The organism is Kitasatospora sp. NPDC059160, assembly GCF_042755465.1.
Taxonomy (GTDB): Bacteria; Actinomycetota; Actinomycetes; order Streptomycetales; family Streptomycetaceae; genus Kitasatospora.
Map to the genome: position 1 here is coordinate 85,916 of NZ_JBHZCN010000002.1, position 22,371 is coordinate 108,286.

Below are 22,371 nucleotides of genomic sequence, written 5' to 3' on the forward strand. Positions count from 1 at the left end.
CCGCTCGGGCCGCTCGGGCGCGGGCCGGGCTCAGGCGGTGGCGGTGTTCTGCGCCTCGCCGGCCCTCGGGTCGGCGGCGGGCCGGTCGGGCGCGGTGGCGGCGATCGGCGGGGCGGGGATCGCGGCGGCGACGGCGGCCGCGAGCAGGGCGACACCGCAGCCGAGCACCAGGCCGACCCGGAATCCGCCCTCCGAGGGCAGGGTGCGGCCGCCCAGGGTGGTGGTCAGCTGGGACAGCACCACGCCGACGACCGCCGCCGACACCGAGGTGCCCAGGGAACGCATCAGGGTGTTGAAGCTGTTGGCGGAGGCCGTCGAGGACAGCGGCACCGCGCTCATGATCAGGGCGGGCATCGCGCCGTACGCCAGCCCCACGCCGCCGTTGGAGACGAGGGTGGCGGTCAGCACGCCCCAGGTGGAGCCCATCAGCGGCAGGGCGAGCCCGTAGCCGGCCGCGATCGCGAGCGCGCCGACGACCAGGGTGAACTTGGGACCGCGCGCGGCGGAAAGGCGTCCGCCCAGCGGGGAGACGAGCATCATCATCAGACCGCCCGGTGCCATCCACAGGCCCATCGCCAGCATCGACTGCCCGAGGCCGTAGCCGGTGGCCTTCGGCAGTTGCAGCAACTGGGGCACGATCAGCGCCTGGGCGTACATGCCGAAGCCGACCAGGACGGACGCGGCGTTGGTGAGCAGCACCCGCGGGCGGGCGGTCACCCGCAGGTCGACCAGCGGCGCGGTGACCCGCAGTTCCCAGCGGGCCCAGAGCAGCAGTACGGCCGCGGCGGCGGTGAACAGGCCGAGGGTGCGGGTGCTGCCCCAGCCCCAGTCGCCGCCCTTGGAGACCGGCAGCAGCAGGCAGACCAGGCCGACGCTGAGTCCGGCGGCACCGATGAAGTCGAAGCGGGTGGCGCTCGGTCGGGTGGCCGCTGCTGGGGCCTGGGTCGGTGCGGGTGCCGGTGCTGGTGCCGGTACGACCGTCCGGATCATGCCGATGATGACGACGGTCAGGACGGCCGTGCCCCAGAACAGGGCGCGCCAGCTGGCGTAGTCGGCGACGGCGGCGGCGATCGGCAGGCCGAGGCCGCCACCGATCCCCATCGAGGCGCTGACCAGGGCGATCGCGGAGCCGAGCCGCTCGGGCGGCAGGACGTCGCGCAGCAGGCTGATGCCGAGCGGCACCAACCCCATGCCGATGCCCTGGAGGGCGCGTCCGGCGATCATCGGCAGCACGGAGGAGGAGAGCGCGCACAGCACGGAGCCGAGCAGCAGCGGGACGCAGGAGGCGATCAGCATCGTCCGCTTGCCCAGGAGGTCGCCGAGGCGCCCGATGATCGGGACGAAGACGGCGGCGGAGAGCAGCGTCGCGGTGATCACCCAGGAGGCGTTGGACGGGGTGGTGCGCAGCAGTTGGGGCAGCTCGCTGATCAGCGGGGTGACCAGGGTCTGCATGATCGCGGCGACGGTGCCGGTGAAGGCGAGCGTGGCGACGATCGGACCGGTACGGAGGGTGGGGGCGGGGCCGTCGATGGCGGGCCTCCTGGGGCTCGGCGGGCGAATGTGCTCCATGCATGAGATGTGCATCATGCACATCGCTGGGAGCATACCCCTCTTGTGCGCCGTGCACATCATGTGGGCGCTGCACTCCTCTGGCATACTGATGGTCGCGATCAATGAGGAATCCGCAGGTCGAGCGGGCGATGGAAGGACTTCGACATGACCAGCCCCACGCACCAGGTCGCCCTTGAATTCCTGGTGTTCGCCCGTCACCGCGACCTCGGCCAGGTCGGCAACCGCCCCGAGGGCAGCCAACTCGAGCGCAGCGCGTACATCCTGCTCAGCCGGGTCGAGGCCCAGGGGCCGATGTCCATCGGCCAGCTCAGCGATGCCTTCGGCCTCGACGTCTCCACCCTCAACCGGCAGACCGCCGGGCTCACGGGCGCCGGCCTGCTGGAGCGCATCCCCGACCCCGACGGCGGGATGGCCCGCAAGTTCCGCCTCACCGACGAGGGCCGCCGCCGCCTGGACGAGGAACGCGGCGCCCACGTCCGCGCCCTCGACCTGGTGATGTCCGACTGGTCGGATGCCGACATCGCCGGCTTCGCCGACTACCTGCGCCGCTTCAACACCGGCATCGAACGCCTCGACGGACGGCCCTGGCCCCGGCCCTGAGGCCGCACCCCGCAGGGCGGTTCGCGGGGACGGCGGCCGCTGGTAGGGCCACGTCGGCGACGTCGAGTTCTTGACCGCCCGGCTCGCACACCCAGAGGTACGTTCCAGCGGTAGTGCTGGAACGAACCGTCGGTTCGCGGTCGGCAATAATGCCCTGGTGAAGACCTGGACGGACCGTCTCCCGCAGATACCCTTCCCCTACCACGCGCTGCCGCCGGACGGTCCCTGGCTGACCCAGGAGGAGACGGCGTCCTACCTCGGTGTCGGGGAGTACCACCTGAACACGTTGACGTGCGTCACCCACCGGATCGACATGGTCCGCACCACCACCGACAAGAAGTTCGCCTGCACGCGTGCCAGCGTCGAGGCCGAGAAGGAGTGGCGCGACACCGCCAAGCCCTGGCGGAAGATCCTGCGCCTGCTCCGGGACAGCCTCAAGCAGTTCTGAGGACGGCCTCGCCGAGGCGGCCAGCTTCCGCCTGGTCAAGTGATGCCTGGCCGTGCCCGGTTGTGGGCCGTGGGCGGGGTGCGGCGTCGGGGGCGTCAGCGGCGGGGGAGTTCGGCGGTTCGGACGGGGCTGTCGACCAGGCTGCGGCTGACGGCGCCGACGGCGGCCGCGCCCTCGGGGGTGCCGGAGAGGTCCGACTCGCGGAAGCTCCAGCCCTCCTCGGAGGAGACCTGCCACCAGCGCTCGCGTCCGTCGCCGCTCTGGGTGGCCGCCTCGGTGGCGAAGCCGTGCTCGGCCAGCTTGCGCAGGTGATAGCTGACCAGGGGGCGGATCCGAAAGGAATGTTGCGCGATGAAAACTGCGCAATGAATATTCCTGATCTTTCCGGAGCGGAGCCTTCTAGGATCTTCGGCATGGCGACGAGACTCGTGCAGATCAACATGAAGGCCCGGGACGATGCGGCGCTCGGCCGGTTCTGGGCAGCGGCGCTCGGCTGGGGCATCGGCAGCGAGGCGCCCGGCGTGACCAACCTCGAACCCGTGGGCTTCGCCTATCCCGACCCGGCGGCGGTCTGCATCGACCTGGTCGTCAGCGAGGAACCCAAGACGGTGAAGAACCGGGTCCACCTCGACCTGGCCACCACCTCGGCCGCCCACCAGGCGGAACTGGTGGCGCGCTTGAAGGGCCTCGGCGCCACGCTCGCTGACGTGGGGCAGGGTGACGTGCCCTGGACGGTCATGGCCGATCCGGAGGGCAACGAGTTCTGCGTCCTGGAGCCCCGCGAGGTGTACCGGGACACCGGGCCGGTCGCCGCGGTGGTGGTCGACTGCGCCGACCCGCGAGGAATGGCCGGGTTCTGGGGGGAGGCGACGGACTGGACGGTGCACGAGGTCGCCGACGGTTTCGCGTCGATGCGTTCCGCCCGGGGCGTCGGCCCGTACCTGGAGTTCATCCGCACGTCCGATGCCAAGAGCGGGTGGAATCGCGTCCATCTCGACGTCAGCCCCTACCGCGGGGACGACCCGGCGGCGGAGGAGGCCCGGCTGCGCGCCCTCGGTGCCACCGACCCCGGGATCGACCAGTCCTCGATCTCCTGGAGGATCCTGGTCGACCCGGAGGGCAACGAGTTCTGCCTGCTCAGTCCGCGCTGAGGCGCGGTGGGGGTGCCGGTCGTACTCGGGCCGACGGCCGGCAGGAGGGGGCCGGGTGACGGGGCCGGGCGGTGAACGGTTCACCCCCGATTGGATTGACGCGAACATGACGTGCATCGTTGTCGGGCCCGGAACCGCGGTGCCAGGATCGGCGCACTGTCCGTACGAACCAATGGGAGAACCCATGAGGATGCGTACCGCTCTGCCCGTCGCCCTGCTCACCGCGGTCGGCCTGTTCGCTGGCGTCAACACCGCCACGGCGGCGGGCGGCGGCTACCCCGGCTTCCAGTGCTTCAAGACCGCCGACCGCGACGTGTACTGCAGCGACGCCAAGGTCAAGAACCACGCCACGGGCGCCGCCTGGATCGCGTCCTGCCCGGCCGACGTCGTCGCGCACATCAGTGGCAAGCCGTACATCGCGGCCTCGCGCCCCGCCTCGGCGCACAGCTGTTGATCCTCCGCAGGAGCTGACGAGCCCGCCCGGTGGACATCCGCCGGGCGGGTTCGGTCGTCTCCGGGCTCGGTGGCTCCTGGGGCCGGGTCAGCGGGTGAGGGTCGGGACGGCGCCGCCCTCGACGTGGTCGACCCGCACGCCCGGCAGGCCGCGGGACCAGGCGGCGGCCACCGCGGCGAGCTCGGTGCGGGGGAGCGGGGCGGGGCCGAGGCCGATCGGGAAGTGGGTGCGGCCGTCGCGGGTCCGGTACGGCTGGGGCCAGGCGTGGAGCCCGGTGGCACCGGCCTCCTCCAGGGCGGCGAGGAGGCTGCGGAGGCGGCCGCGCGCCGGGCCGACGGACTCCTGGTCGGCGGAGACCACGGCCCAGGCGGCGTGGCGGCGGTGCAGCGGGGGCGGGGTGAGCAGGGCGGGCCAGGGGTCGGGGTCGGTGGTGGTGAGTTCCCAGGCGCGGTAGAGCTCCTCGGTGAGCTGGTCCCTGGTGTCCGGTCCCACCTGGGTGGTGCAGCTGCGGACGGGGGTGGAGGGGGTGAGCACGGTCAGCGGGCCCCCGGCTGGTCCGGAGTCGGAACTCCCGGTGGTTTCCCTGGCGGTGGCCTCCGCGGTGGCTTCCACGGTGGCGGGTTCTGCGGTGAGGGTGACGGGTTGGCGCCAGTCCCAGGAGGCCCAGGTCTCGGTGAAGCGCTGGAACAGGTCGTCCTCGGAAGTGTCCAGCAGGTCGAGGACGGTCCGGGCGGCGAGCACCGACCAGGCCAGCGAAGGCAGTTGACCGAACGGCGCGCCGTCCAGGCCGCGGGCCCGGGCCCAGGACTTGACCTGCCGGGCCAGTCGGACGAACCGCGGCCGTTGCTCGCCGAGCGCGGAGCGGATCGCCTCGGCGTCGGTGACCGCGCTCAGTGCGACGGCCGCCGCCTCGCCCAGTTCGGTGCGCCGGGCGACCGCCTCGGCGGGGTCGAGGACGCCGGTGAACACCACGGCGAGGTCGACGGTCAGCCCGTCCGCCTCCAGCCGCAGCCCCGGCACCCGGGCGCCGCGCACCTCGCGGAGCCGACGGGCCTGCGGCAGGGCCGCCGCCACCCGGGCCAGCACCCCGGGAAGGTCCGCCGGGCCGGGCAGCGCCGCCACCAGGTCCAGGTCGCCGCCGTCCAGCTGGCAGCCGAGCCGCCGCGAGCCGACCTGGTGGACGACCCCCTCGGGCAGCGCGGCGGTCAGTCGGCGGGCCAACTCGTCCGCGACGGCGGTGCGTTGCGAGGGCTCGGGGTGGAGAGACACCGTCGGCTCCGCCGGGAGCACCCGCACCTGGCCCGTTCCCAGGGTGACCACCGCGCGCGGGCGCATCGGCTCCTCGCCCCGGCGGGACAGCACCACCAGCTCACCGACCAGGGCGTCCGTCCCGCGCAGTCGGGCGGCGCAGTCGGCGGCCACCCGCTGGGGGTCGTCGCTGCGCCCGAGGCTCAGGTGCGGGGTGTACCCCTCGGCGCGGCCCCGGCAGCGGGGGAACCGACCTTCGAGGGCGTGCCGCAGTGCCGCCCAGGGTTCGGCCGCAGTGGCGGCCGGGTCCAGCCAGATCGTCGCGTCCTCGCGGTGGCCGAAGGTGTGCACGCCCTCCAGCCGGGCGGTGAAGGGGGCCACCTCGGCGGCGGCCGCGCCGAGCAGTGGCAGCGCGCGGTCGAACGCGGACTCCGGCACGAAGCCGAACAGCAGATTGACGTGCGGGGGCCAGCGGCGCAGCTGCGGGTCGTACGCGGCGCGCAGGTCCTGGATGGGCGGCCACAGCTCCTCGGGCGGGAGCCAGGCGACGGCCGTCCGGGCGGTGGGCGCGGCGTCCAGGGAGTCCGGGGAGGCGGCACCGTCGAGGGCGAGGGCGAGGTCGACGACCAGGCCGTAGTGGTCGGAGGGGTGGAGGCCGTCGGCGGTGGGCCGGTCGCCGAGCAGGGCGGCGGCGGTGACAGCGGCCCGGTCGGCGCGGTACAGGACGCGGTCGATCCGGCCCGGGCGGCCGGTGAGGGAGGAGACGGCGGCGAGCGGGTTGACGGTCGGGTCGAAGGTGGGGGTGTCGTCGCCCCGGCCGTGCACCTGGGTCCAGGCGTCCCGGAGGCCGAGTGCCGTGGCGGGGCCGTCCGGTCCGGAGCGGGCGTCGTTGAAGTCGCCGAGCAGCAGCAGTTCTCCTTCGACGCCGGCCAGGCCCTCGGCCAGCCGGGTGAGTTCGGCCTGGCGGCGGGCCGGGCCGTCCGTCGAGTGGTCGCTGCTGAGGTGGACGGCGGCGACGGTCAGCGGCGCGTCGGCGGCCCGGACGGTGACGGCCGTGACGGCCTTGTGCGGGCCCAGCGCGTGCCGGCCGGCCTCCAGGACGGGGAGACGGCTGAGCACCAGCAGGCCGTACTCGGGCACGTCGCGGCCGGAGGGGTCGGTGCCGAGGACGTAGCGCTCCCGGACCCAGGGCTCCGCCAGCAGCTGGACGACCAGGGCGGGCTCGACCTCCTGGAGCGCGATGACGTCGGCGTCGGCGGCCGCCAGCTCGGCGAGCAGCAGCGGTCGGCGGCGGGCGGTGGCGATCCGGTCGGCGTCGTAGCGGTCCCACAGGGTGTTCCAGGTGACCACGCGCAGGGTGCCGGTGGCGGTGGGAACGTCTGTGGTGGTGGTGGTGGTGATGGCGGCGGCGGTCGGGCCGGTTCCGCCCGTGGTGCCGTCCGCGGTGTGGTGGGGCTGCCAGCCGCCGTCCGGCCGCCAGGCGTACGGGGTGGTGGCGGTGAAGAAGGGCGCGGGCAGGTGGCGCGGTTCGGCGCGGTGCCCGGCCTCGGTGGTGTCGAGGTCGTCCACGCCGGTGGAGCGGTCCCACACCACGACGCCGTCGGCCTCGACCTGGTACACCCGGTGCCAGGGGATCTCGCCGGACGCCAGGAAGGCCTCCAACGGGACGCGCGCGATGCGGTCGTCGCGCTGGCGCACGCCCAGGGTGAACCGGGCCGGGTCGAAGCGGGCGTCCCAGCGGATCCGCTGGCAGACCTGTTCGATGGGGCGCATCAGTCCTCCTCGGAGTCGAGCGTTCCCGCCGTGTCCTCCACGGTGCCACCGGCGCCGACGTACCAGGTGCGGTGTGCCTGGCCGGGGTAGGGCGGGTTGAAGCGGTGCAGTTGGGCGGAGAGCACCTCGGGCGGTACCGGGTGCGGGCGGACGGCGTTGCGGCGCAGCAGTTCCTGCTCGCCGACCAGCAGCACCACCTGGGTGACCAGGGCGTCGCGGCGCCGGGCGGTGCCGTGGACGTGGGAGCGCTGCTCGCGGTTGAGTGAGGTGGCGTCCCAGACCACGGTGGCGGCCCGGTCGGCCAGGGCGGAGTCCAGCCGGGCCATGGCGGTGCGCAGCACCTCGGGGTTGTTGCGCTGGTCGGCGCGCGAGCCGCGGGCGGCGCGCAGGTCGTCCAGGCTGATCCGGGCCGAGACACCGGGCAGGGCGGCCGCGAAGGTGCTCTTGCCGCTGCCGGACGGGCCGCTCAGGTGGACCAGCCGCGGGAAGCGGCCGTCGCGCCAGCGCCAGGTGGCGGCCACCGCCTCCTCGACGGTGCTGATCCGGCCGAGGGCGTAGGCCTCGCGGGCCTGGGCCCAGCAGCGGTCGGCGGCGTCCGGTGCGTCGGCGGCGAGGTCGGCGAGAGCCTCGCGCAGGCCGGTGCGCAGCCAGGCCAGTGGGTCGGGGTCGAGCAGTCCGGCGTCCTCGGCGTGCAGGGCCGACCAGGCGACCTGCTCGCGCTCGGCGGGCCAGGGGGCGGTGGCCGCGGCCACCGCGTGCAGCACCCCGAGGTCGGCGGCGCTCGCGAGCCGGACCAGCCCGGCGCGGCGCTCGGTGTCCGGGTACGGCTGCTGGAGGCCGGGGTGCAGTCCGACCAGGTCGGCGACCCGGCGGGCCAGGGGCAGGCCCAGGCGGTCGGCGAGCCGGGGTGCGAGCGACTCCCGGCGGGCGGAGCGCAGCGCGGTGGCCAGCACGCCGGCCAGACGGGCGTCGCCGGTGCGGCCGAGCTCGTCGAGGCGGGCGGAGACGTCGGCCAGCTCCTCCGACCGGCGGTCGGGGCCGGGTGCGGTCGGGGCTCCGGGCACGGGCACGGGTGCGGGTGCGGGTGCGGGTGCGGGTGTGGGGGAGGGGACGGGCACAGTGGTGAGTTCGGGCAGGTCCAAGGCCTCGGCCAGCAGCGGGAGTTCCGGCAGTCGGCCGGACCGGATGTCCCAGAGTGGGGCGTCGGGACCGAGGCCGTTCTCCACCACGGCGGCGTACATCCAGTGGGTGTCGGTCCGTACGTGCTGCGGGCGGACCCACTTGGCGACCCGCACGCCGAACTCGCCCCGGGGGAAGCCCCGGACGGTCCGGACCACGTAGCCCTCCTGGCGGTCGAGGTCCAGGCGCAGGGCGCGCAGGGCCCGTTCGTCGAAGCGGCCGCGCCAGAGCACCCGGGGTGTGGGGATGCCGAGGCGGCGCAGGAAACGCACGGTGGCGTCCCAGTCGAGGCACTCGTCCCGGTCCGTCCAGACCGAGAAGCCGTAGAACCAGCTGTCCAGGTCGGTGTACGGGATGGAGTGCCGGGCGAACAGGTTCTCGCCGCAGATCCGCCAGCCGTCCGGGATGCGGGCGCCGACCCGGTTCTGCAGGCCCTTGACCCAGGCGCGGGAGGGGTGGTGGGCGGAGTCCAGCGAGCGGGCGTGCAGCCCGTCGGGGTAGAGGGTGGTGTTCTCGCCGTCCAGCTTCTCGGTGACCACGATCTCCGCCCCGGCCAGGCCGGAGACGTCCCCGGTCCGTACGTCGTCCGCCGCAGCCCCCGGTGACCAGGGGAGATGCGGCGTCCGGGGGTAGTGCACACGCATGCTCGGCTCCCTGAACGTCCTTGATCCGGCGGCCACTGTAGGAGCCGCTGGGACGGGAGGGCCACCGATTAAAGCTGCTGGTGGGGGCTTTGACGGGACTGCTGCCGGGGGTTCGGTCGGGTGCGGGAACGGGAGGGTGCGGGAACGGGAGGGTGCGGGAACGGGAGGGGCCGGGAGGTGGCCGGTGCGGGTCGGGGATCAGTCGATGCGGTGCTCCTGCCAGAAGGGCGTCAGGTCGACGGACGTCGCGGCCTGGGCGGCGGCCTTGAACTCGGCGGTGGTGGAGACGCCGAACCAGTGGGCGCGGACGTAGTCGTGCAGCAGCGCGGACATCGTGTCCGTGCCGATCAGCCGGCGCAGTTCGTGCAGGGCGCAGGAGCCGTGGTCGTAGATGACCGCCTCGTAGCGGTCGGGGTGGGTGTCCCAGTAGCTCATCGGATTGGTGAGGCGTTCGGCCGGGCTCCGGAAGGGAGTCGCGGCGGTGCAGCCCTCCTTCGTCCGGCCCATCTCGACGTCCATGGCGTACTCGGCGAAGGACTCGTCCAGCCAGGGTGCGCGGTACTGGTCGTCGCCGACGATGCCGTACCACCACTGGTGCGCCAGCTCGTGGATGACGGCGGAGGGTCGGATCCGGTCGAGGACGAAGGCCGGGTACTCCATGCCGCCGAACTCGAAGGCGTCGTCGAGGACGGTGGCGACGTCCCCGTACGGGTAGGGGCCGTAGCGGGCGGAGTGGTCGTCGATGGTCCGCAGGGAGAGGTCCAGCATCGCGCGGGCGTCCTCGGCGGAGACGCTGCTGACCGAGTAGACGGCGACCCGGACGCCGTCGCCGGACCGGCCCTCGATCCGGTGGAAGGGCCCGGCGGCCCAGGCGAACTCGCGGACCTGCCGGGCGCCGATCCGGGTGACCGTGCGGCCCGGGCCGCCGGGGGTGTCGACGGCGGTGCCGGTGGCGGGCACCAGGACCTCGGTGGGGTGGTCGAGGGTGACGGCGAAGTCGGAGGCGAGGCCGTAGAACGACTCGCCGAGCTCGCTGTACGGGTCCAGGTGCCAGCCCGATCCGTCGTGGACGGCGAGGACGGGCAGGGCGTTGCCGATGAAGCTGAACGCGCCGTCCCGGCCGAAGCGGTCGAGGCCGTCGGGGACGTCGACGCCGAGGTCGAACTCGACCGTGTCGGAGGCGCCCTGGTGCAGCGGGTGGGCCAACGGGACGCGCAGCGCGGTGCAGTCGACCTCCGCGGTGCCGTCCAGACCGGTCACCCGGACGGACGGGGTCGCGCAGCCGCCGCGGAAGTTGTCCCAGAGGCGCAGGTAGACCTCGTGCAGGGGCTCGGGCGAGGTGTTGGTGAAGACGATCCGCTCGTGGCCGCGCCAGTGAGCTCCGGTGGCGTCGCTGCTCAACTCCACGGTGTAGGCGGGGGCGCCGGGGGTGCGGGTCGGGTCGGAGGGGGCGCGGCCGGGTGGCGCGGCGCCCACCGAGAGGAGCACGGTGAGGACAGCGAGCAGGGGGAGGAGGCGCCGTGCGCGGGAGGGTGCACCGGGCCGGTCGAGGAGTCGTTGGACGGTGGTGGTGAACCGGGCGGACGTGACCGGCCGGAAGGGTGGGCCGGTGGACTTCATCATGGAGGACCTCGGAAACCTCGGGGACGTCGGAAGCAGGGCTGCAGGCGTGGGTGCCGGAGAGGTGGTCGGCGCGTCGCCGGCACCGAGCCTGAGAACGGCCCCCACCGGCCAGGGGACACGCGGCAGCCCTCCGTCGGGGTGATCCGGCCTGGTCAGCGGAGTGGCTGGTCGGCTTCCGGGGACTCGGCCAGTAGCCGCAGCAGCGCGTCGGCGACCTGGGCCGCACCGGCCGTGCCGACCGCGCTCGTCAACGCCGTCCAGTCCGGGGCGGGAGGAGCGGTGGCAGCCACGGAGGCCAACTGTCTGAGCTTCTCGACCAGGCCTTCCCGTACGGCCGCAGCCGTACGGTGGCGGCCGAGGTCGGCGGCGCGGGCGATGCCGCCGTGGATCAGGTCGAGGGCCTTGCCCGCGCCGTGGGCGCGCAGGGCCAGTGCCTCCTCCTCGTCGAACACCTCCGGTGGCCAGCGCAGGCGGACGTCGGCGCCGAGTACCCGGCTGTGGAAGCGGCCGTTGAAGATCTGGCTGAGGTTCTGCGGCGGCAGGCAGAGCGTGGGGGTGCCGAGCTGCCCGGCCTCCAGGAGGGTGGTCAGCCCGGGGGAGGTGAGCAGGACGTCGCAGTCGGCGAGGCGGTGCAGGAAGTCCTGGTGGCGGAGGGCGCCGACGGTGGTCACGGGCGGGTGGGCGCAGGAGTCGACCAACTGCGCGGCCAGCCAGGCCGGCAGGTTGCCCGCGATGTGCACCTCGGTGACCCCGCTCGCGGTCAGTGCCTCCAGCGCGGCGGGCAGCACGAGCTGGGGATAGCTCGCCCAGTCCGTGAGGTGGGGCGCGCGCAGCCCGCCGAGGTTGAGCAGGGCGCGCCGAGGGTGGGGCGTGGGAGGGCTGCTGCGGGCGGTGCCGCCGTCGGCGATCACGGCGTCCACCCAGCGCAGCCGGTGCACGTCGGCCAGCACCCCGACGCCCTCCGGCGGCAGTTCCACGCACCGCTGGGCGCAGTACACCTCGGCGTCCAGCGGGAGGTCGGGCCGGTCGCCGTCCGTCCAGAGGAACGGCAGGCTGTCCACGAACACCACCGGCACCCCGCAGGCCCGCAACGCCTTCGCCAGCACACCGTCCAGCACCACCAGTGCCGCCTGCACCCGCTGCGCCCGGACGATCCGGCCCAGCTCCTGGTCGGACCGCTCGTCCGGGAGGTCGAACCAGCGCTCCACCGGCTGTTCGGCGAGCAGCGGTCTGCCCAACCCGGAGGCGAGGCCGATGAATCTCAGCCGCCTGCTGCTGTGGGCCCGGAGGGCGGACAGGACCGCGCTCAACTTCCCCGAACTGCCCCAGCCGAACTCGACCCCGGCCACGGCGACCGTCGTGGTGCCCGCCGTCGTGGTCCCTGCCCTCGTGATCCCTGTCCTCGCCCGCATCCGTGTCAACTCCCCCGCCCGTACCGGATCTTGTGTCGCTCCGCATTCGTACCAGGCGCTCGGAGAAGGGGCGGTTCGACTACCTACGGAAAAGCGAGACCTAACCACCCCGATAGGTGAAGTTCCCGCTCGGTGCATTGACGGACGGACGGAGGGGCGGAGGGATGGGCAGGCGGGCGGCCGGTCGGCCGGCCGGAGGCTGGGCGACCGGCCGCACTCAGGCCCTTCCGTGAGGCTGTTCCGGTGGGCGTGACGCGTGGTCACGCGTGGTCCGGGAGTCGTGCTCCGCCGCCTCGGCGAGGCGCTTGATGTGCGCCAGCCGGCGGTCCCAGTCGGCGGCGAGCGAGGCCATCCAACGCGCCGTGGCGTCGAGCGCCGCGGGCCGCACCGTGTAGCGCACCTCGCGCCCGATGCGGTCGCCGCTCACCAGTCCGGCGGCGTCCAGGACGGCGAGGTGCTTGACCACGGCCTGGCGCGAGACGGGAAGGTGCCGGGCGAGCGTCGTCGCGGTGGCCTCGCCCTGTGCGGCGACCAGTTCGAGCAGTCGGCGTCGCGTCGGGTCGGCCAGGGCCGTGAGGACGGTGTCGACCGTCTCGGCGGCGCCGTGGGGTTCGTCGGTCACGTGGCGGGCTGTTCGGCGCGCGTCCTGAGCGCGTCGAGCTCCTGGCGCCAGCCGCCGGTGTTGTCCTCGACCGCCTTGCCGCGCAGTTCCTCGGAGCCGGCCAGTGCCGCGAAGCCGCTCTCGACCACGCGCAGCCGCGTCCTGCCGTCCTCCGGGGTCAGCGTGAACTCGACGAGGGTGCTGTTGTCCTCGCGCAGTTCCTCGCCGGGGAACGCGCTGGCCCAGCGGTAGGCCAGGTAGGTCGGCGGCTCGACCTTCTCCACGCGTACCGGGAAGTCGCCGTACTCCGGGTTCCTGGCCACCAGCTCCTCGCCCTCCCTGGCCACGGTGCCGGGCAGGCTCGCCTTGTCGGCGACCCAGAAGCCGGGCTCGGCCACCAGGGACCAGACCCGCTCCAGGGGCGCCTCGATCAGGGTCTCGCGTTCGATCCGGTCCTCGCTCATGAGGGAGCTCCTTCGCTTGCGGACAGTGGATGCAACTCCAGAGTTGCACGTCGCACCGCCGGGTGCAACCCGAGGGTTGCGCCTCGCGAGGGCTCGTCGCGGAGGAGCTCGGCCCTCGCCCTGCCGCGCCCGGCCGGCTACCGCCCGGGGGTGGCCTCCTCGATGGCCGTGAGCAGGCGGGTGTGGACGGCGGTGGCGGCGGCGCGGGTGGCCGGGTCCTGGTCCTTCAACAACGGGGTGATCAGCTCGGCGGCCGCGGCGAGGACCGGCACGGGCACGGTCGCCTCGCGCAGGTGGAGGAGCTGGGAGGCGGCCCGCTCGCCGGGCGTGGCCTGGGTGCGGGCGTCGGGGATGAGGGCGGTGAGGCCCCGGGGGAGCGGCTGAGTGCTGGTCACCCGCCCCATTCTTCCGTGCCCCGACGGCTGCCGGCCCCATGGCCAGCCCCCATGGCCGGTCGGCACGGCCGGTCGGTGGCGGCCGCGCGGGCAGGCCCCGGTCGAGATAACTCCTCGTCGGGCGAAGCGCCCGATGCCATGCTGTGCGAATGTCTGACGCATCGTATGAAGAGAATGTCGCTCCGATACCCGCCACGGAGGCGGCTCCGCCGGAGCCTGCGCAGGAGCCCCGGCTCCGGCCCTGGAAGGCCCCGGCGGTGTTCGCGGCTGCCGGACTCGTGGTCGGCGCCGGCGCCGTCGGACTGGCCTGGGGCCTGTCCGGACTTGGGGACGACGAGCCCTTCACGCTGGTGGGCCAGGCACGGATCAGCACCTCCGACCCCACCAAGTCGGGTACCTGCAACGGTGCCAGGGGCTTGGATGACGTGGACAAGGACGCCCTGGTGACCGTTCGCGACGCGGCGGGCCGGGTGGTGGCGACCGGCACCCTGGGGCAGGGCGAGTACCACGACTCCGCCTGCCGGTTCCCGATCGTGCTGCCCGACGTGCCGGGCGGTTCGGACTCCTACTCGGTGCAGGTGCTCTGGCACCCGAGGACGAAGGTCACGAACGAAGAGGCGCGGACGGGCGGCCTCGTGATCGATCTCAAGTGATCGGTCTGCACTGATCGGCCCCAAGTGACCGGCCCCAACTGACCGGCTCCAACTGATCGGTCCCGACTGATCGATCCGGAGTAGCGGCCACGGCGGGTGACGTCAGTCCTCGAACACCCGCCTCAACTTCCCGAGTGCGGACTCGATCTCCGCCATGTCCGCGGCCGAGAGCTTCGCGACGTAGGCGTCGTGGAGCTCCCGCTCGTACCGGAGTAGGGCCTGCCGGTAGGCCGCGCCGCGGGCCTCCAGGCGGAGGACGTGGACGCGTCCGTCCTGGGGGCTGCGCTGCCGGGAGAGGTAGCCGTCCTCCTCCAGGCGCGCCAGGTGCTGGCTGACGGCGCCCCTGGACACGCCCAGGCGCTCGGCCAGGTCCTTGGGGGTGATGCCCGGGTCGGCCACGATCCGCCCGAGCACGAGGTGCTGTTGGGCGGTGAGCCCGAAGTCGCCGTAGCGGGGCGCGTGCCGTTCCGAGAGGAGCCACAGGTCCGCGAAGAGCCGGTCGATCCGGGTGATGCGGGCGTGCAGGTCGGCGCTGTCGGGTCTTTCTCCGGTGTCCATCGGGCCCGTCAGTCCGTGGTCGGCGGCTGCTCGGCGGCGCGGCTGCGCCTCCTGAGCCCCAGGCGGGACCGGACTGCCCGGACGGCCTCCTTGCCGACGCCCGCCATGCCGATGAGGGCGCAGGTCTCGGCGACCACGAGCGTCCCGCCGAAGGCGGCGGCCTTGGTGCCGGACTCCAGCGGGAGGAAGAGGATGACGAGGACGGCCACGTAGGTCAGGGCGCTCAGGACGAGGAGCGCGATGCCGATCCTGAACCTGAGCGGCTTCTTCGGGGGTGCTGAGGTCGCCGGGGTCGCAGTCATGGAAATAGTTTAGAAATCTAAATCATCCGTGGTCAAGGACCCCGGCGGCTCCGGGTCGAGGGGCGGTCGGGAAAGGGTTTGGCGGGGCGGCCGGGAAATCTTGTATGGTTCTTCGCGAATCATCCAGAGGGGTGGAGGGACCGGCCCTACGAAGCCCCGGCAACTCCCCGTTCGATCCGGCGTCCGAAGTACGCGCCGTGCCGTCCGGGGTCAGTGCCAACTCCGGCCTGTCGCCAACGTGGCGCGGGGAAGATGAGGAGACACGGTGCTCTCAGTGCTGTCCTTCGCCCGGGCGCTTCCCGCCCCGGCCCTTTCGCGTACCCGTTTCGTGCTCGGCGCAGGCGATCTGCTGTTCCCGCAGGCCTGTTTCCGCTGACCACCCCGCTCCCACCCCACCGGAGCGCCCGTGAGCCGTACCCACCCGTCGCTCACGGGATCTGAGACTGGAGTACCCGTCCATGGAGAACACGAGCGGCGTCGGCGTGCTCGACAAGATCACCTCGATCCTCGGCACCCTGGAGGCCGGTCCGGCCACCTTGGCCGGGCTGGTCGACGCCACCGGGCTGGCCCGGCCGACCGCCCACCGGATCGCCGTCGCACTGGAGCACCACCGGCTGCTCGGCCGGGACCTCCAGGGCCGGTTCGTCCTCGGCCCGCGGCTCGCCGAGCTCTCGGCGGCGGCCGGTGAGGACCGCCTGCTGGCCGCGGCGGGCACGGTCCTCACCCACCTGCGCGACGTCACCGGCGAGACCGCCCAGCTGTACCGTCGGCAGGGCGAGGTCCGGATCTGCGTGGCGGCCGCCGAACGCCTCTTCGGCCTGCGGGACACCGTGCCGGTGGGCCTCGCGCTGCCGATGAAGGTCGGGTCCGCCGCCCAGGTCCTGCTGGCCTGGGAGGAGCCCGAGCGGCTCCACCGCGGACTCCAGGGCGCCCGGTTCACCGCCACCGCGCTGAGCGGGGTGCGGCGCCGGGGGTGGGCCCAGTCGATCGGCGAGCGCGAGCCCGGCGTGGCCTCCGTCTCCGCGCCCGTGCGGGGCCCGGCCGGCCGGGTGGTGGCCGCCGTTTCCGTCTCGGGGCCGATCGAACGGCTCAGCCGGCACCCGGGGGCCCGCCTCTCCCAGGCCGTCATCGAGGCGGCGGGCCACCTCACGGACGCACTGAACAGGCCCTGACCGGGCGGTCGGCTGACGTGGGGTGACCGGCCCGGGGCCCGGCCCGGACCGGACCCGAGCGCTCGGGTCCGGGCGGCCGCCGGCGCGGAGCTCCTCCGCGCCGGCAGCCGCCGGTCGGGTCAGCGCCGCAGGTGCTGCACGGCGCGCGGGTCGGCGGCGGGCGCCCCGGTGCGCACCGCCCCGGTGGTCGGTGCGGCCGCACCCGGGCTGCGCAGGGTGTCCGGCCGGAAGCGGCCGCTGTACACGTCGGTGGAGTTCAGCGGGGCGCCGCTGTTGGCGGTCACCAGCACCGGGCGGATCCGGTGGCCGTCGGTGATCAGGGCCTGGTAGTCGCCGAGGAAGTGGCCCCCGGCGTACGGCGCCTGGAGCCAGTCGAAGACCGGCGAGATCTGCCGCTCGACCGGACTGTTCTCGCCGCCGCGCGGGAAGCTGAGCAGCCAGGCGGCGGTGGGCAGCGTGGTGGTGTCGTCCGGGGTGAGGTAGCGCAGGTCGTAGTAGCTGACGGCGACGGTGCCGTCGGCCGTCACGGTGATCGACGGGGTGAACGCCGGCGCTCCCGGGGCCTGGTTGAGCCGGGTCGGGCCGCTCCAGGTCCGGCCGCCGTCGGTGGAGTGCACCAGCTGGATCGCGTCGTACCTGCCGCCGGTGGACTCCGAGCCCTCATAGGCGAGGTACAGCTCGCCGGTCTGCGGGTCGATCGCCACGCTGGGCAGTCCGGCGCCGGCCCGGAGGGACTTGGTGGCGTCGGTGGGCGCGTTCGGGTGGACCTCGGGGACGGAGGTGTCGGCGGCGACCCGGACCGGCGGGCTCCAGGTGCGGCCCTGGTCGGTGGAGCTGACCATGCCGAAGTGCACGTCGCTGACGGTCGTGGCGGTCGCGTCGGTGAAGGTGATCCAGTCGAAGAAGTCGTACAGCGTGTCGGTGCGCGGGTCGACCACGATCTGGTTGCCGATGGTCTGGGTGTTCGGCGTCGTGGCCGTGGTCACGAAGGGCTTCGCCGGGGACCAGGTCCGGCCGTGGTCCCGGGTGACGGACAGGTAGCCCGGCCCGTCGAAGACCGGGGTCGGGCCGGTGGTCTGGTCCACCCGGTCCCAGACCTGGTAGGCCACGCCCGGGTGCACCGGGTCGGCGGTGACGGCGTTCTTGTCGTCGGTGATCGCCGGGTCGTCGTCGCCGATCAGTTCGGTGACGTGCTGCCAGCTGCGCCCGCCGTCGGTGGAGGTGGCTGCGGCCACCGCGCTGCGGGGCGTGGTGGCGTCGAAGACCAGGGCGCTGGCGTACGCGGTGCCGTCGGGGCCGAAGCTCACCCAGCCGTCGGAGGCCCGCTGGTAGGCCAGCCCGCCCGGCGCGCAGTGGGTGAAGGGCAGCGCCGTCTGGGTGAAGTGCACGCCGTCCGTGGTGTAGCTGGAGCTCAGGCCCCGGGCACCGCCGTTGGACCAGCGGTCCTGCTGGTAGACGGTGATGGTGTTCGCCGGGTCGAGCGGGTTGGCGGCGGCGTACGGTTCGTCCTCCGCGCCCGGGTAGTTGGTGCCGTCGCCGTCCGCGCCGAGGTCGCAGGAGGCGTACGGATCGCCGGGTGAGATCACGGCGAGCGGTGCGCCGGGCGAGGTGTCGGGCGGGTTCGTACCGTCCGCGGTCGCGCCGGCCGGGGTGCCGGCGGCGACGGCGGCGAGGAGGAGCGCCGCGGCCGCGGTGGCGAGCGGTGCTCTGGTGCGGAACTGCATGGAGACCCCCATGGTCGTCGGCGGTACGTGCCTGGTGTCCTGGGTGGTGCCGCGCTGTGCCCTGCTCCGGTGCCGAACGGGAGTCGGCGCCCGGTCGGCCGTGCGTGTCGCCCGGCCGGTCGGCCGCGATGCCCGGTCGGCCGCGCGAGTCTAACCAGCCGGAGGGGGCGCGCCAACGGTCCGCGCGCGCTCCCTTACCAAGTCCGCACCATCGGCCGCTGTCCCCGCGCTGACCTGCGGTTATCCGTGCGCACCCCGGCCGCTGCCCGGGCGGTCGACCTTCCGGGCGCCCGTCGCGCGGATATTCGGTTTCCCGTGTCGTACCCCCGTTCTAGGGTGCTCCCGAACCGACCTGAGAGAGAGTCCGTTGAGCCGAACCTTTCGCGTCGACCTGCGCGGCATCGTCGACCTCCTGAGCCACCACCTCTACACCAGCCCGCAGGTGTACGTGCGCGAGCTGCTGCAGAACGCGGTGGACGCGATCACGGCCCGGCACCCGGGCGACGCCGCCGCGGCGGCGCGGGAGGCCCGGATCGCGATCGCCTCCAGCGACGCCAACGGCGACGGCTCGCTGACCATCAGCGACAACGGCATCGGCCTCACCGAGGCACAGGTGCACGAGCTGCTGGCGACGATCGGGCGCAGCTCGAAGCGCGACGACCTGGGGTTCGCCCGGCACGAGTTCATGGGGCAGTTCGGCATCGGCCTGCTCTCCTGCTTCATGGTCTCCGACGCCATCGAGGTCACCACCCGCCGGGCCGGCGAGCCCACCGTGCGCTGGCACGGCTCCTCGGACGGCGGCTACACCGTCGAGCTCGCGCCCGCCGACGAGCAGCGCGCGGAGCCCGGCACCACCGTCACCCTGCGCCCCCGCCCCGGCTGCGAGCACCTGCTCACCCGCCGGGCCGTCACCGAACTGGTCGGCCACTACGGCGCCCGGCTGCCGCACCCGGTCACGGTGGACGGCACCACGGTCACCGGCGGCCCCGCCCCCTGGGACCGCCCCGAAGGCGAGGGCGAACCGGCCCGCCGCGCCCGCCTGGAGGCCTACTGCGAGGAGGTCTTCGGCTTCGCGCCCTTCGACGTGATCGACGTGGCCAGCGCGGAGGCGGGCCTGCGCGGCGTCGCCTTCGTCCTGCCGATGCCGGCCAACCCGGCCGTCCCGGCCGCGCACCGGGTGTACCTCAAGCAGATGCTGCTCGCCGAGGGAGCCGAACGCCTGCTGCCGGAGTGGGCCTTCTTCGTACGGTGCGTCGTCGACACCTCCGAGCTGCGGCCCACCGCCAGCCGGGAGGCGCTCTACGAGGACTCCCTGCTGGAGGCGACCCGCGACGCCCTCGGCGACCGACTGCGCGGCTGGCTGGTGCGGTTGAGCCGCCAGGAGCCCGCCCGACTGCGCTCCTTCCTGCGTGTCCACCACCTGGGCGTCAAGGCGCTGGCGCTGCACGACGACGACATGCTGCGCCTGGTCGCCGATCTCTGGCCGATGGAGACCAACGTCGGCCCGCTCACCTTCGCCGAGTTCACCGACCGCTACGGCCTGCTGCGCTTCACCCCCTTGCTGGACGAGTTCCGGCAACTCGCACCGGTGGCCGCCGCGCAGGGCCTGGCCGTCGTCAACGCCGGCTACGTGTACGACGCCGAGCTGGTCGACCGGCTCGCGACGGTGGACCGGGCCCTGGAGGTCGAGCAGCTGCGCGCCGCCGACCTCACCACCCACCTGCAGCGCCTCGACCCGGCCGACGAACAGGCGATCGCCCCGTTCCTGGCCGTGGCCGACCGGGTGCTCGACCGGCTCGGATGCGACCTGCTGGTCCGCTCCTTCGAGCCCTCCGGACTGCCCTCGCTCTACCTCCTGGACGAAGACACCGCGTTCCAACTGGACGTCCAGGGCGCCCGGGAGCAGGTGGACGAGACCTGGGCGGCGATCCTCGGCACCTTCCAGGCCGACACCCCGCCCCGGCCCCGGCTGGTGCTCAACCACCGCAACCCGCTGGCCCGCCAGGTCCTCGCGCTGGCCGACCCGGAGCTCCAGGGCATGTGCCTGGAAGGCCTCTACACCCAGGCGCTGCTGCTCGGGCACCATCCGCTGCGCCCGGCCGACACCGCGGCCCTCAACCAGTCCTTCCTCGGCCTGATCGGCCGGGCCGTCGTCGGAGGTGCGCGATGAGCCGTACCGAGAAGGAGCTCCGCCGGCTCTACGACAGCACCTTCGGGATGCCCACGGGGGCGGCGAAGTTCGCCGCCCTGGAGGAGGTGATCCGGCACGCCGACGCGCTCGGCCTGGTCGAGTTCGCCTTCGACGTGCGGATGTCGGCGACCTCGGTCTTCCAGCACAGCTGGGCGCCGGAGAAGGCCTTCCTCACCTTCTCCTGGTGCCTGGCGGCCTACGACCGGGAGCCGCACCGCTTCGGCTCCGGACACGAGCACACCCTGCTGTGGCAGTTCAAGTGGATGGTCTACAGCGTCTACCAGTACCCCGAGATCCCGCTGCAGCGGGGGACGGACCTGCTCGCGGACATGGAGCGGCGCTACCGCCGGGGCGGCCACAGCATGCACGCCGTCCTCCAGCACCGCGGCGAGGCCGCGCAGTCCATCGGCGAGATCGAGCGGGCCCAGGCCCACTACGAGGAGATGGCGCTCACCCGCCGGGACGCCCTCTCCGACTGCGCGGGCTGCGTGCCGAGCAGCCAGGTGCAGACCCTGGTGGCACTCGGCCGGGACGAGGAGGCGATCCGGATCGGCGAGTCGGCGGTCCGCTCCGGCTGCACCGAACAGCCGCAGCTGATCTACTCCGAGCTGCTGCTGCCGTTCCTCCGCTCCGGCCTGGGGGAGCGGGCCGTCGAGGCGCACCGCGCCGCCTACCGGAGGATCCGCGACAACCCGCACCACCTGGGGGAGTTGGCGCTGAACCTGCTGTTCTGCGTGCACAGCGGCAACCTCGGGCGCGGACTCGACCTGATCGAGCGCCACCTCTCCTGGCTCGACCGGCCGCGCACGCCGCTGACGGAGATGGAGTTCGCGGCCGCCGCCGTGGCCGTCCTGTCCCGCAGCCAGGAACAGAACGGCGGCGACGGCGACGTGGTGCTGCGCTTCCCCACCGTGGAGGGGAAGCGGCGCCCGGACACCCGCGTGGCCGACCTCGCGGTGGAACTGCGCGAGCGCGCCCTCGGCATCGCGGAACGCTTCGACGCCCGCAACGGCAACACCCACCAGAGCACCCGAATACGCGGCTGGATGGACGCCGGCCCGATCGGCGAGCCCACACCGCTGTCGGTCTTCGAGCGCGACCTGAACTCCCGCAGTGGGGAGGGCCTCCGCGGCCTGCTCGACCAGGTCGCGGCCCGGACGGCGGCGGGTGACCTGACCGGAGCGGCCCGCACCCGGGCGGCCACCGCGGCGGCGCTGCTCGCGGACGAGCAGTACGCCGAGGCCGCGGAGGCTGCCGAGGAGGCCGTTCGCGAGCTCGACCGGCTCGGCCTGACAGCGGATGCCGCAGCCTGCCGGTGGGTGCTGGCGCGCGCCTACCGGATGCACGGCGGGAGCGGCACCGGTGCCCGGGTACTGCGCGACCTGCTGGACGCGGACCCGTGGGGGCAGGAGCTGCGGGGCGGTGGCCCGGTGGCTCCGCTGTCGGAGTCGGTGCCGGTGCCGGTGCTGCCATCGCTGCCCTCAGTGTCCTCGCTCCCGTCGCGCCCGGAGGTCGAAGCCGCCCTCGGTTGGTGGCTGGGCTACGGTGCCGAGGGCGCGGCCTGGGGGCTCGCCGCAGCGCGTGGCTTCGCGGCCGCCGGGCGGGAGGAGGAAGGGCTGACGGCACTCGGCGAGGCGCTGGCCCGGCACCCGGACGCCGACGCCGAACCCGTGGACGGCGTCCTCGCCGACCTGCTGGGGGAGGCCCGTACGGTGCTCGACCGGCTCCTCGGTGCGGCCGGTGTGCCGGGCCCGGTCGTCGCGCCCACCGTCGTCATCCTGATCGCCTATGCCGAGCACCTGCGCGCCGTCGGGCGGCTGGAGGAGGCCGCCGACCGGTTGCGGGCGGCCCGCGCCCTGCTCGACGCACACCCGGACACCGAGGCTGCCGAGCGGCTGGGCACGGTGCTCACCGATCTCGGAGAGGTGCAGCTGCAACTCGGCGACGTGGCGGGCGCCGAGGAGTTGGCCCGCGCCGCCATCGCACTGTTGGACGAGCCGGACGAGGCCTGGGAGGAGGCCCTGCTGCTCGGCAAGGCCCTGCGGGCCCGGGGCGCCGAGGAGGAGCTGACGAAGGTCCTGGCCTGCTACGGCCTGGACCGGGAGGACCTGGACGATTGACCCGACCAGATTCACCTGAGCAGATTCACCTGACCTGACCTGACCTGACCTGACCTGACCTGACCTGACCTGACCTGGTCCGAGTGC

At 73.7% G+C, this 22,371-nt stretch carries 19 protein-coding genes, 1 pseudogene and 1 riboswitch; of the genes and pseudogenes, 8 read left to right on the forward strand and 12 right to left on the reverse strand.

What is annotated here, in order from left to right; translation table 11 throughout:
- Positions 1-30: 30 nt before the first annotated feature.
- Positions 31-1,569 (reverse strand): MFS transporter, encoded by a 1,539-nt coding sequence (locus tag ACFXOZ_RS01400; RefSeq protein WP_380586369.1) that lies wholly within the window; start codon positions 1,567-1,569, stop codon positions 31-33.
- Positions 1,570-1,716: 147 nt separating this feature from the next.
- On the opposite strand from ACFXOZ_RS01400, the gene ACFXOZ_RS01405 reads away from it, so the two are divergent.
- Both ACFXOZ_RS01405 and ACFXOZ_RS01410 read left to right on the forward strand, forming a co-directional pair.
- Entirely contained in the window at positions 1,717-2,172 is a 456-nt protein-coding gene (locus ACFXOZ_RS01405; RefSeq protein WP_380398650.1) for a MarR family winged helix-turn-helix transcriptional regulator, read from the forward strand.
- 157 nt (positions 2,173-2,329) lie between these two features.
- Positions 2,330-2,620: a hypothetical protein gene (locus ACFXOZ_RS01410; RefSeq protein ID WP_380531390.1), complete on the forward strand. Its 291-nt coding sequence runs from the start codon at positions 2,330-2,332 to the stop codon at positions 2,618-2,620.
- Between the two features lie 122 nt (positions 2,621-2,742).
- Here ACFXOZ_RS01410 and ACFXOZ_RS01415 read toward each other — a convergent pair.
- Positions 2,743-2,943 (reverse strand): annotated as a pseudogene (locus ACFXOZ_RS01415) (transcriptional regulator); the annotation flags it as partial.
- Positions 2,944-3,033: 90 nt separating this feature from the next.
- Between ACFXOZ_RS01415 and ACFXOZ_RS01420 the strand changes: the two are divergent.
- Positions 3,034-3,771: a VOC family protein gene (locus ACFXOZ_RS01420; protein ID WP_380586372.1), complete on the forward strand. Its 738-nt coding sequence runs from the start codon at positions 3,034-3,036 to the stop codon at positions 3,769-3,771.
- A gap of 184 nt (positions 3,772-3,955) precedes the next feature.
- Positions 3,956-4,225, forward strand: a complete 270-nt coding sequence (locus ACFXOZ_RS01425) for a hypothetical protein (protein ID WP_360232567.1) — start codon at positions 3,956-3,958, stop codon at positions 4,223-4,225.
- Between the two features lie 87 nt (positions 4,226-4,312).
- Here the strand turns inward: ACFXOZ_RS01425 and ACFXOZ_RS01430 are convergent, their stop codons facing one another.
- The 7 genes from ACFXOZ_RS01430 to ACFXOZ_RS01460 all read right to left on the reverse strand — a co-directional run bounded on the left by ACFXOZ_RS01430 (position 4,313) and on the right by ACFXOZ_RS01460 (position 13,564).
- Positions 4,313-7,246, reverse strand: coding sequence for a poly(A) polymerase (locus ACFXOZ_RS01430; protein WP_380586374.1), 2,934 nt, complete (start codon positions 7,244-7,246; stop codon positions 4,313-4,315).
- A complete protein-coding gene (locus tag ACFXOZ_RS01435) occupies positions 7,246-9,069 on the reverse strand; it encodes an RNA ligase family protein (protein ID WP_380586377.1) in 1,824 nt (607 codons plus the stop codon). The genes ACFXOZ_RS01430 and ACFXOZ_RS01435 overlap by 1 nt, the downstream gene beginning before the upstream one ends.
- A gap of 198 nt (positions 9,070-9,267) precedes the next feature.
- Positions 9,268-10,692 carry a M1 family metallopeptidase gene (locus ACFXOZ_RS01440; protein WP_380586380.1) on the reverse strand — a complete coding sequence of 475 codons (1,425 nt, stop codon included), beginning with the start codon at positions 10,690-10,692 and terminating at the stop codon, positions 9,268-9,270.
- Positions 10,693-10,844: 152 nt separating this feature from the next.
- The gene (locus ACFXOZ_RS01445; RefSeq protein WP_380586383.1) at positions 10,845-12,104 is read right to left on the reverse strand and encodes a hydroxymethylcytosylglucuronate/cytosylglucuronate synthase; all 1,260 of its coding nucleotides are present in this window, start codon (positions 12,102-12,104) and stop codon (positions 10,845-10,847) included.
- A 217-nt stretch (positions 12,105-12,321) separates the two neighbouring features.
- Entirely contained in the window at positions 12,322-12,726 is a 405-nt protein-coding gene (locus ACFXOZ_RS01450; RefSeq protein ID WP_380531409.1) for an ArsR/SmtB family transcription factor, read from the reverse strand.
- Positions 12,723-13,169, reverse strand: a complete 447-nt coding sequence (locus ACFXOZ_RS01455) for an SRPBCC domain-containing protein (protein ID WP_380398667.1) — start codon at positions 13,167-13,169, stop codon at positions 12,723-12,725. The genes ACFXOZ_RS01450 and ACFXOZ_RS01455 overlap by 4 nt, the downstream gene beginning before the upstream one ends.
- Before the next feature lie 137 nt (positions 13,170-13,306).
- Positions 13,307-13,564 carry a hypothetical protein gene (locus ACFXOZ_RS01460; RefSeq protein ID WP_380531413.1) on the reverse strand — a complete coding sequence of 86 codons (258 nt, stop codon included), beginning with the start codon at positions 13,562-13,564 and terminating at the stop codon, positions 13,307-13,309.
- A gap of 257 nt (positions 13,565-13,821) precedes the next feature.
- Between ACFXOZ_RS01460 and ACFXOZ_RS01465 the strand changes: the two genes are divergently transcribed.
- Positions 13,822-14,217, forward strand: a complete 396-nt coding sequence (locus tag ACFXOZ_RS01465) for a hypothetical protein (protein ID WP_380586386.1) — start codon at positions 13,822-13,824, stop codon at positions 14,215-14,217.
- A 102-nt stretch (positions 14,218-14,319) separates the two neighbouring features.
- Here ACFXOZ_RS01465 and ACFXOZ_RS01470 read toward each other — a convergent pair whose 3' ends face one another.
- Positions 14,320-14,775: a MarR family winged helix-turn-helix transcriptional regulator gene (locus ACFXOZ_RS01470; RefSeq protein WP_380586389.1), complete on the reverse strand. Its 456-nt coding sequence runs from the start codon at positions 14,773-14,775 to the stop codon at positions 14,320-14,322.
- Positions 14,776-14,783: 8 nt separating this feature from the next.
- Positions 14,784-15,077 carry a transporter suffix domain-containing protein gene (locus ACFXOZ_RS01475; RefSeq protein ID WP_380586392.1) on the reverse strand — a complete coding sequence of 98 codons (294 nt, stop codon included), beginning with the start codon at positions 15,075-15,077 and terminating at the stop codon, positions 14,784-14,786.
- A 116-nt stretch (positions 15,078-15,193) separates the two neighbouring features.
- Positions 15,194-15,336, forward strand: a riboswitch (SAM riboswitch).
- 199 nt (positions 15,337-15,535) lie between these two features.
- On the opposite strand from ACFXOZ_RS01475, the gene ACFXOZ_RS01480 reads away from it, so the two are divergent.
- Entirely contained in the window at positions 15,536-16,249 is a 714-nt protein-coding gene (locus ACFXOZ_RS01480; protein ID WP_380398676.1) for an IclR family transcriptional regulator, read from the forward strand.
- Between the two features lie 119 nt (positions 16,250-16,368).
- Here ACFXOZ_RS01480 and ACFXOZ_RS01485 read toward each other — a convergent pair whose 3' ends face one another.
- A complete protein-coding gene (locus ACFXOZ_RS01485) occupies positions 16,369-17,973 on the reverse strand; it encodes a neuraminidase (sialidase) (protein ID WP_380586395.1) in 1,605 nt (534 codons plus the stop codon).
- 367 nt (positions 17,974-18,340) lie between these two features.
- Between ACFXOZ_RS01485 and ACFXOZ_RS01490 the strand changes: the two genes are divergently transcribed.
- Positions 18,341-20,143, forward strand: a complete 1,803-nt coding sequence (locus tag ACFXOZ_RS01490; protein ID WP_380586399.1) for an HSP90 family protein — start codon at positions 18,341-18,343, stop codon at positions 20,141-20,143.
- Positions 20,140-22,284, forward strand: coding sequence for a hypothetical protein (locus ACFXOZ_RS01495; protein ID WP_380586402.1), 2,145 nt, complete (start codon positions 20,140-20,142; stop codon positions 22,282-22,284). The genes ACFXOZ_RS01490 and ACFXOZ_RS01495 overlap by 4 nt, the downstream gene beginning before the upstream one ends.
- Positions 22,285-22,371: the final 87 nt, after the last annotated feature.

Coding starts and splice junctions, on each gene's coding strand:
- ACFXOZ_RS01400 (WP_380586369.1), bottom strand. CDS start 1,569: ATGGAGCACATTCGCCCGCCGAGCCCCAGGAGGCCCGCCATCGACGGC.
- ACFXOZ_RS01405 (WP_380398650.1), top strand. CDS start 1,717: ATGACCAGCCCCACGCACCAGGTCGCCCTTGAATTCCTGGTGTTCGCC.
- ACFXOZ_RS01420 (WP_380586372.1), top strand. CDS start 3,034: ATGGCGACGAGACTCGTGCAGATCAACATGAAGGCCCGGGACGATGCG.
- ACFXOZ_RS01425 (WP_360232567.1), top strand. CDS start 3,956: ATGAGGATGCGTACCGCTCTGCCCGTCGCCCTGCTCACCGCGGTCGGC.
- ACFXOZ_RS01430 (WP_380586374.1), bottom strand. CDS start 7,246: ATGCGCCCCATCGAACAGGTCTGCCAGCGGATCCGCTGGGACGCCCGC.
- ACFXOZ_RS01435 (WP_380586377.1), bottom strand. CDS start 9,069: ATGCGTGTGCACTACCCCCGGACGCCGCATCTCCCCTGGTCACCGGGG.
- ACFXOZ_RS01440 (WP_380586380.1), bottom strand. CDS start 10,692: ATGATGAAGTCCACCGGCCCACCCTTCCGGCCGGTCACGTCCGCCCGG.
- ACFXOZ_RS01445 (WP_380586383.1), bottom strand. CDS start 12,104: ATGCGGGCGAGGACAGGGATCACGAGGGCAGGGACCACGACGGCGGGC.
- ACFXOZ_RS01455 (WP_380398667.1), bottom strand. CDS start 13,169: ATGAGCGAGGACCGGATCGAACGCGAGACCCTGATCGAGGCGCCCCTG.
- ACFXOZ_RS01470 (WP_380586389.1), bottom strand. CDS start 14,775: ATGGACACCGGAGAAAGACCCGACAGCGCCGACCTGCACGCCCGCATC.
- ACFXOZ_RS01475 (WP_380586392.1), bottom strand. CDS start 15,077: ATGACTGCGACCCCGGCGACCTCAGCACCCCCGAAGAAGCCGCTCAGG.
- ACFXOZ_RS01480 (WP_380398676.1), top strand. CDS start 15,536: ATGGAGAACACGAGCGGCGTCGGCGTGCTCGACAAGATCACCTCGATC.
- ACFXOZ_RS01485 (WP_380586395.1), bottom strand. CDS start 17,973: ATGCAGTTCCGCACCAGAGCACCGCTCGCCACCGCGGCCGCGGCGCTC.
- ACFXOZ_RS01495 (WP_380586402.1), top strand. CDS start 20,140: ATGAGCCGTACCGAGAAGGAGCTCCGCCGGCTCTACGACAGCACCTTC.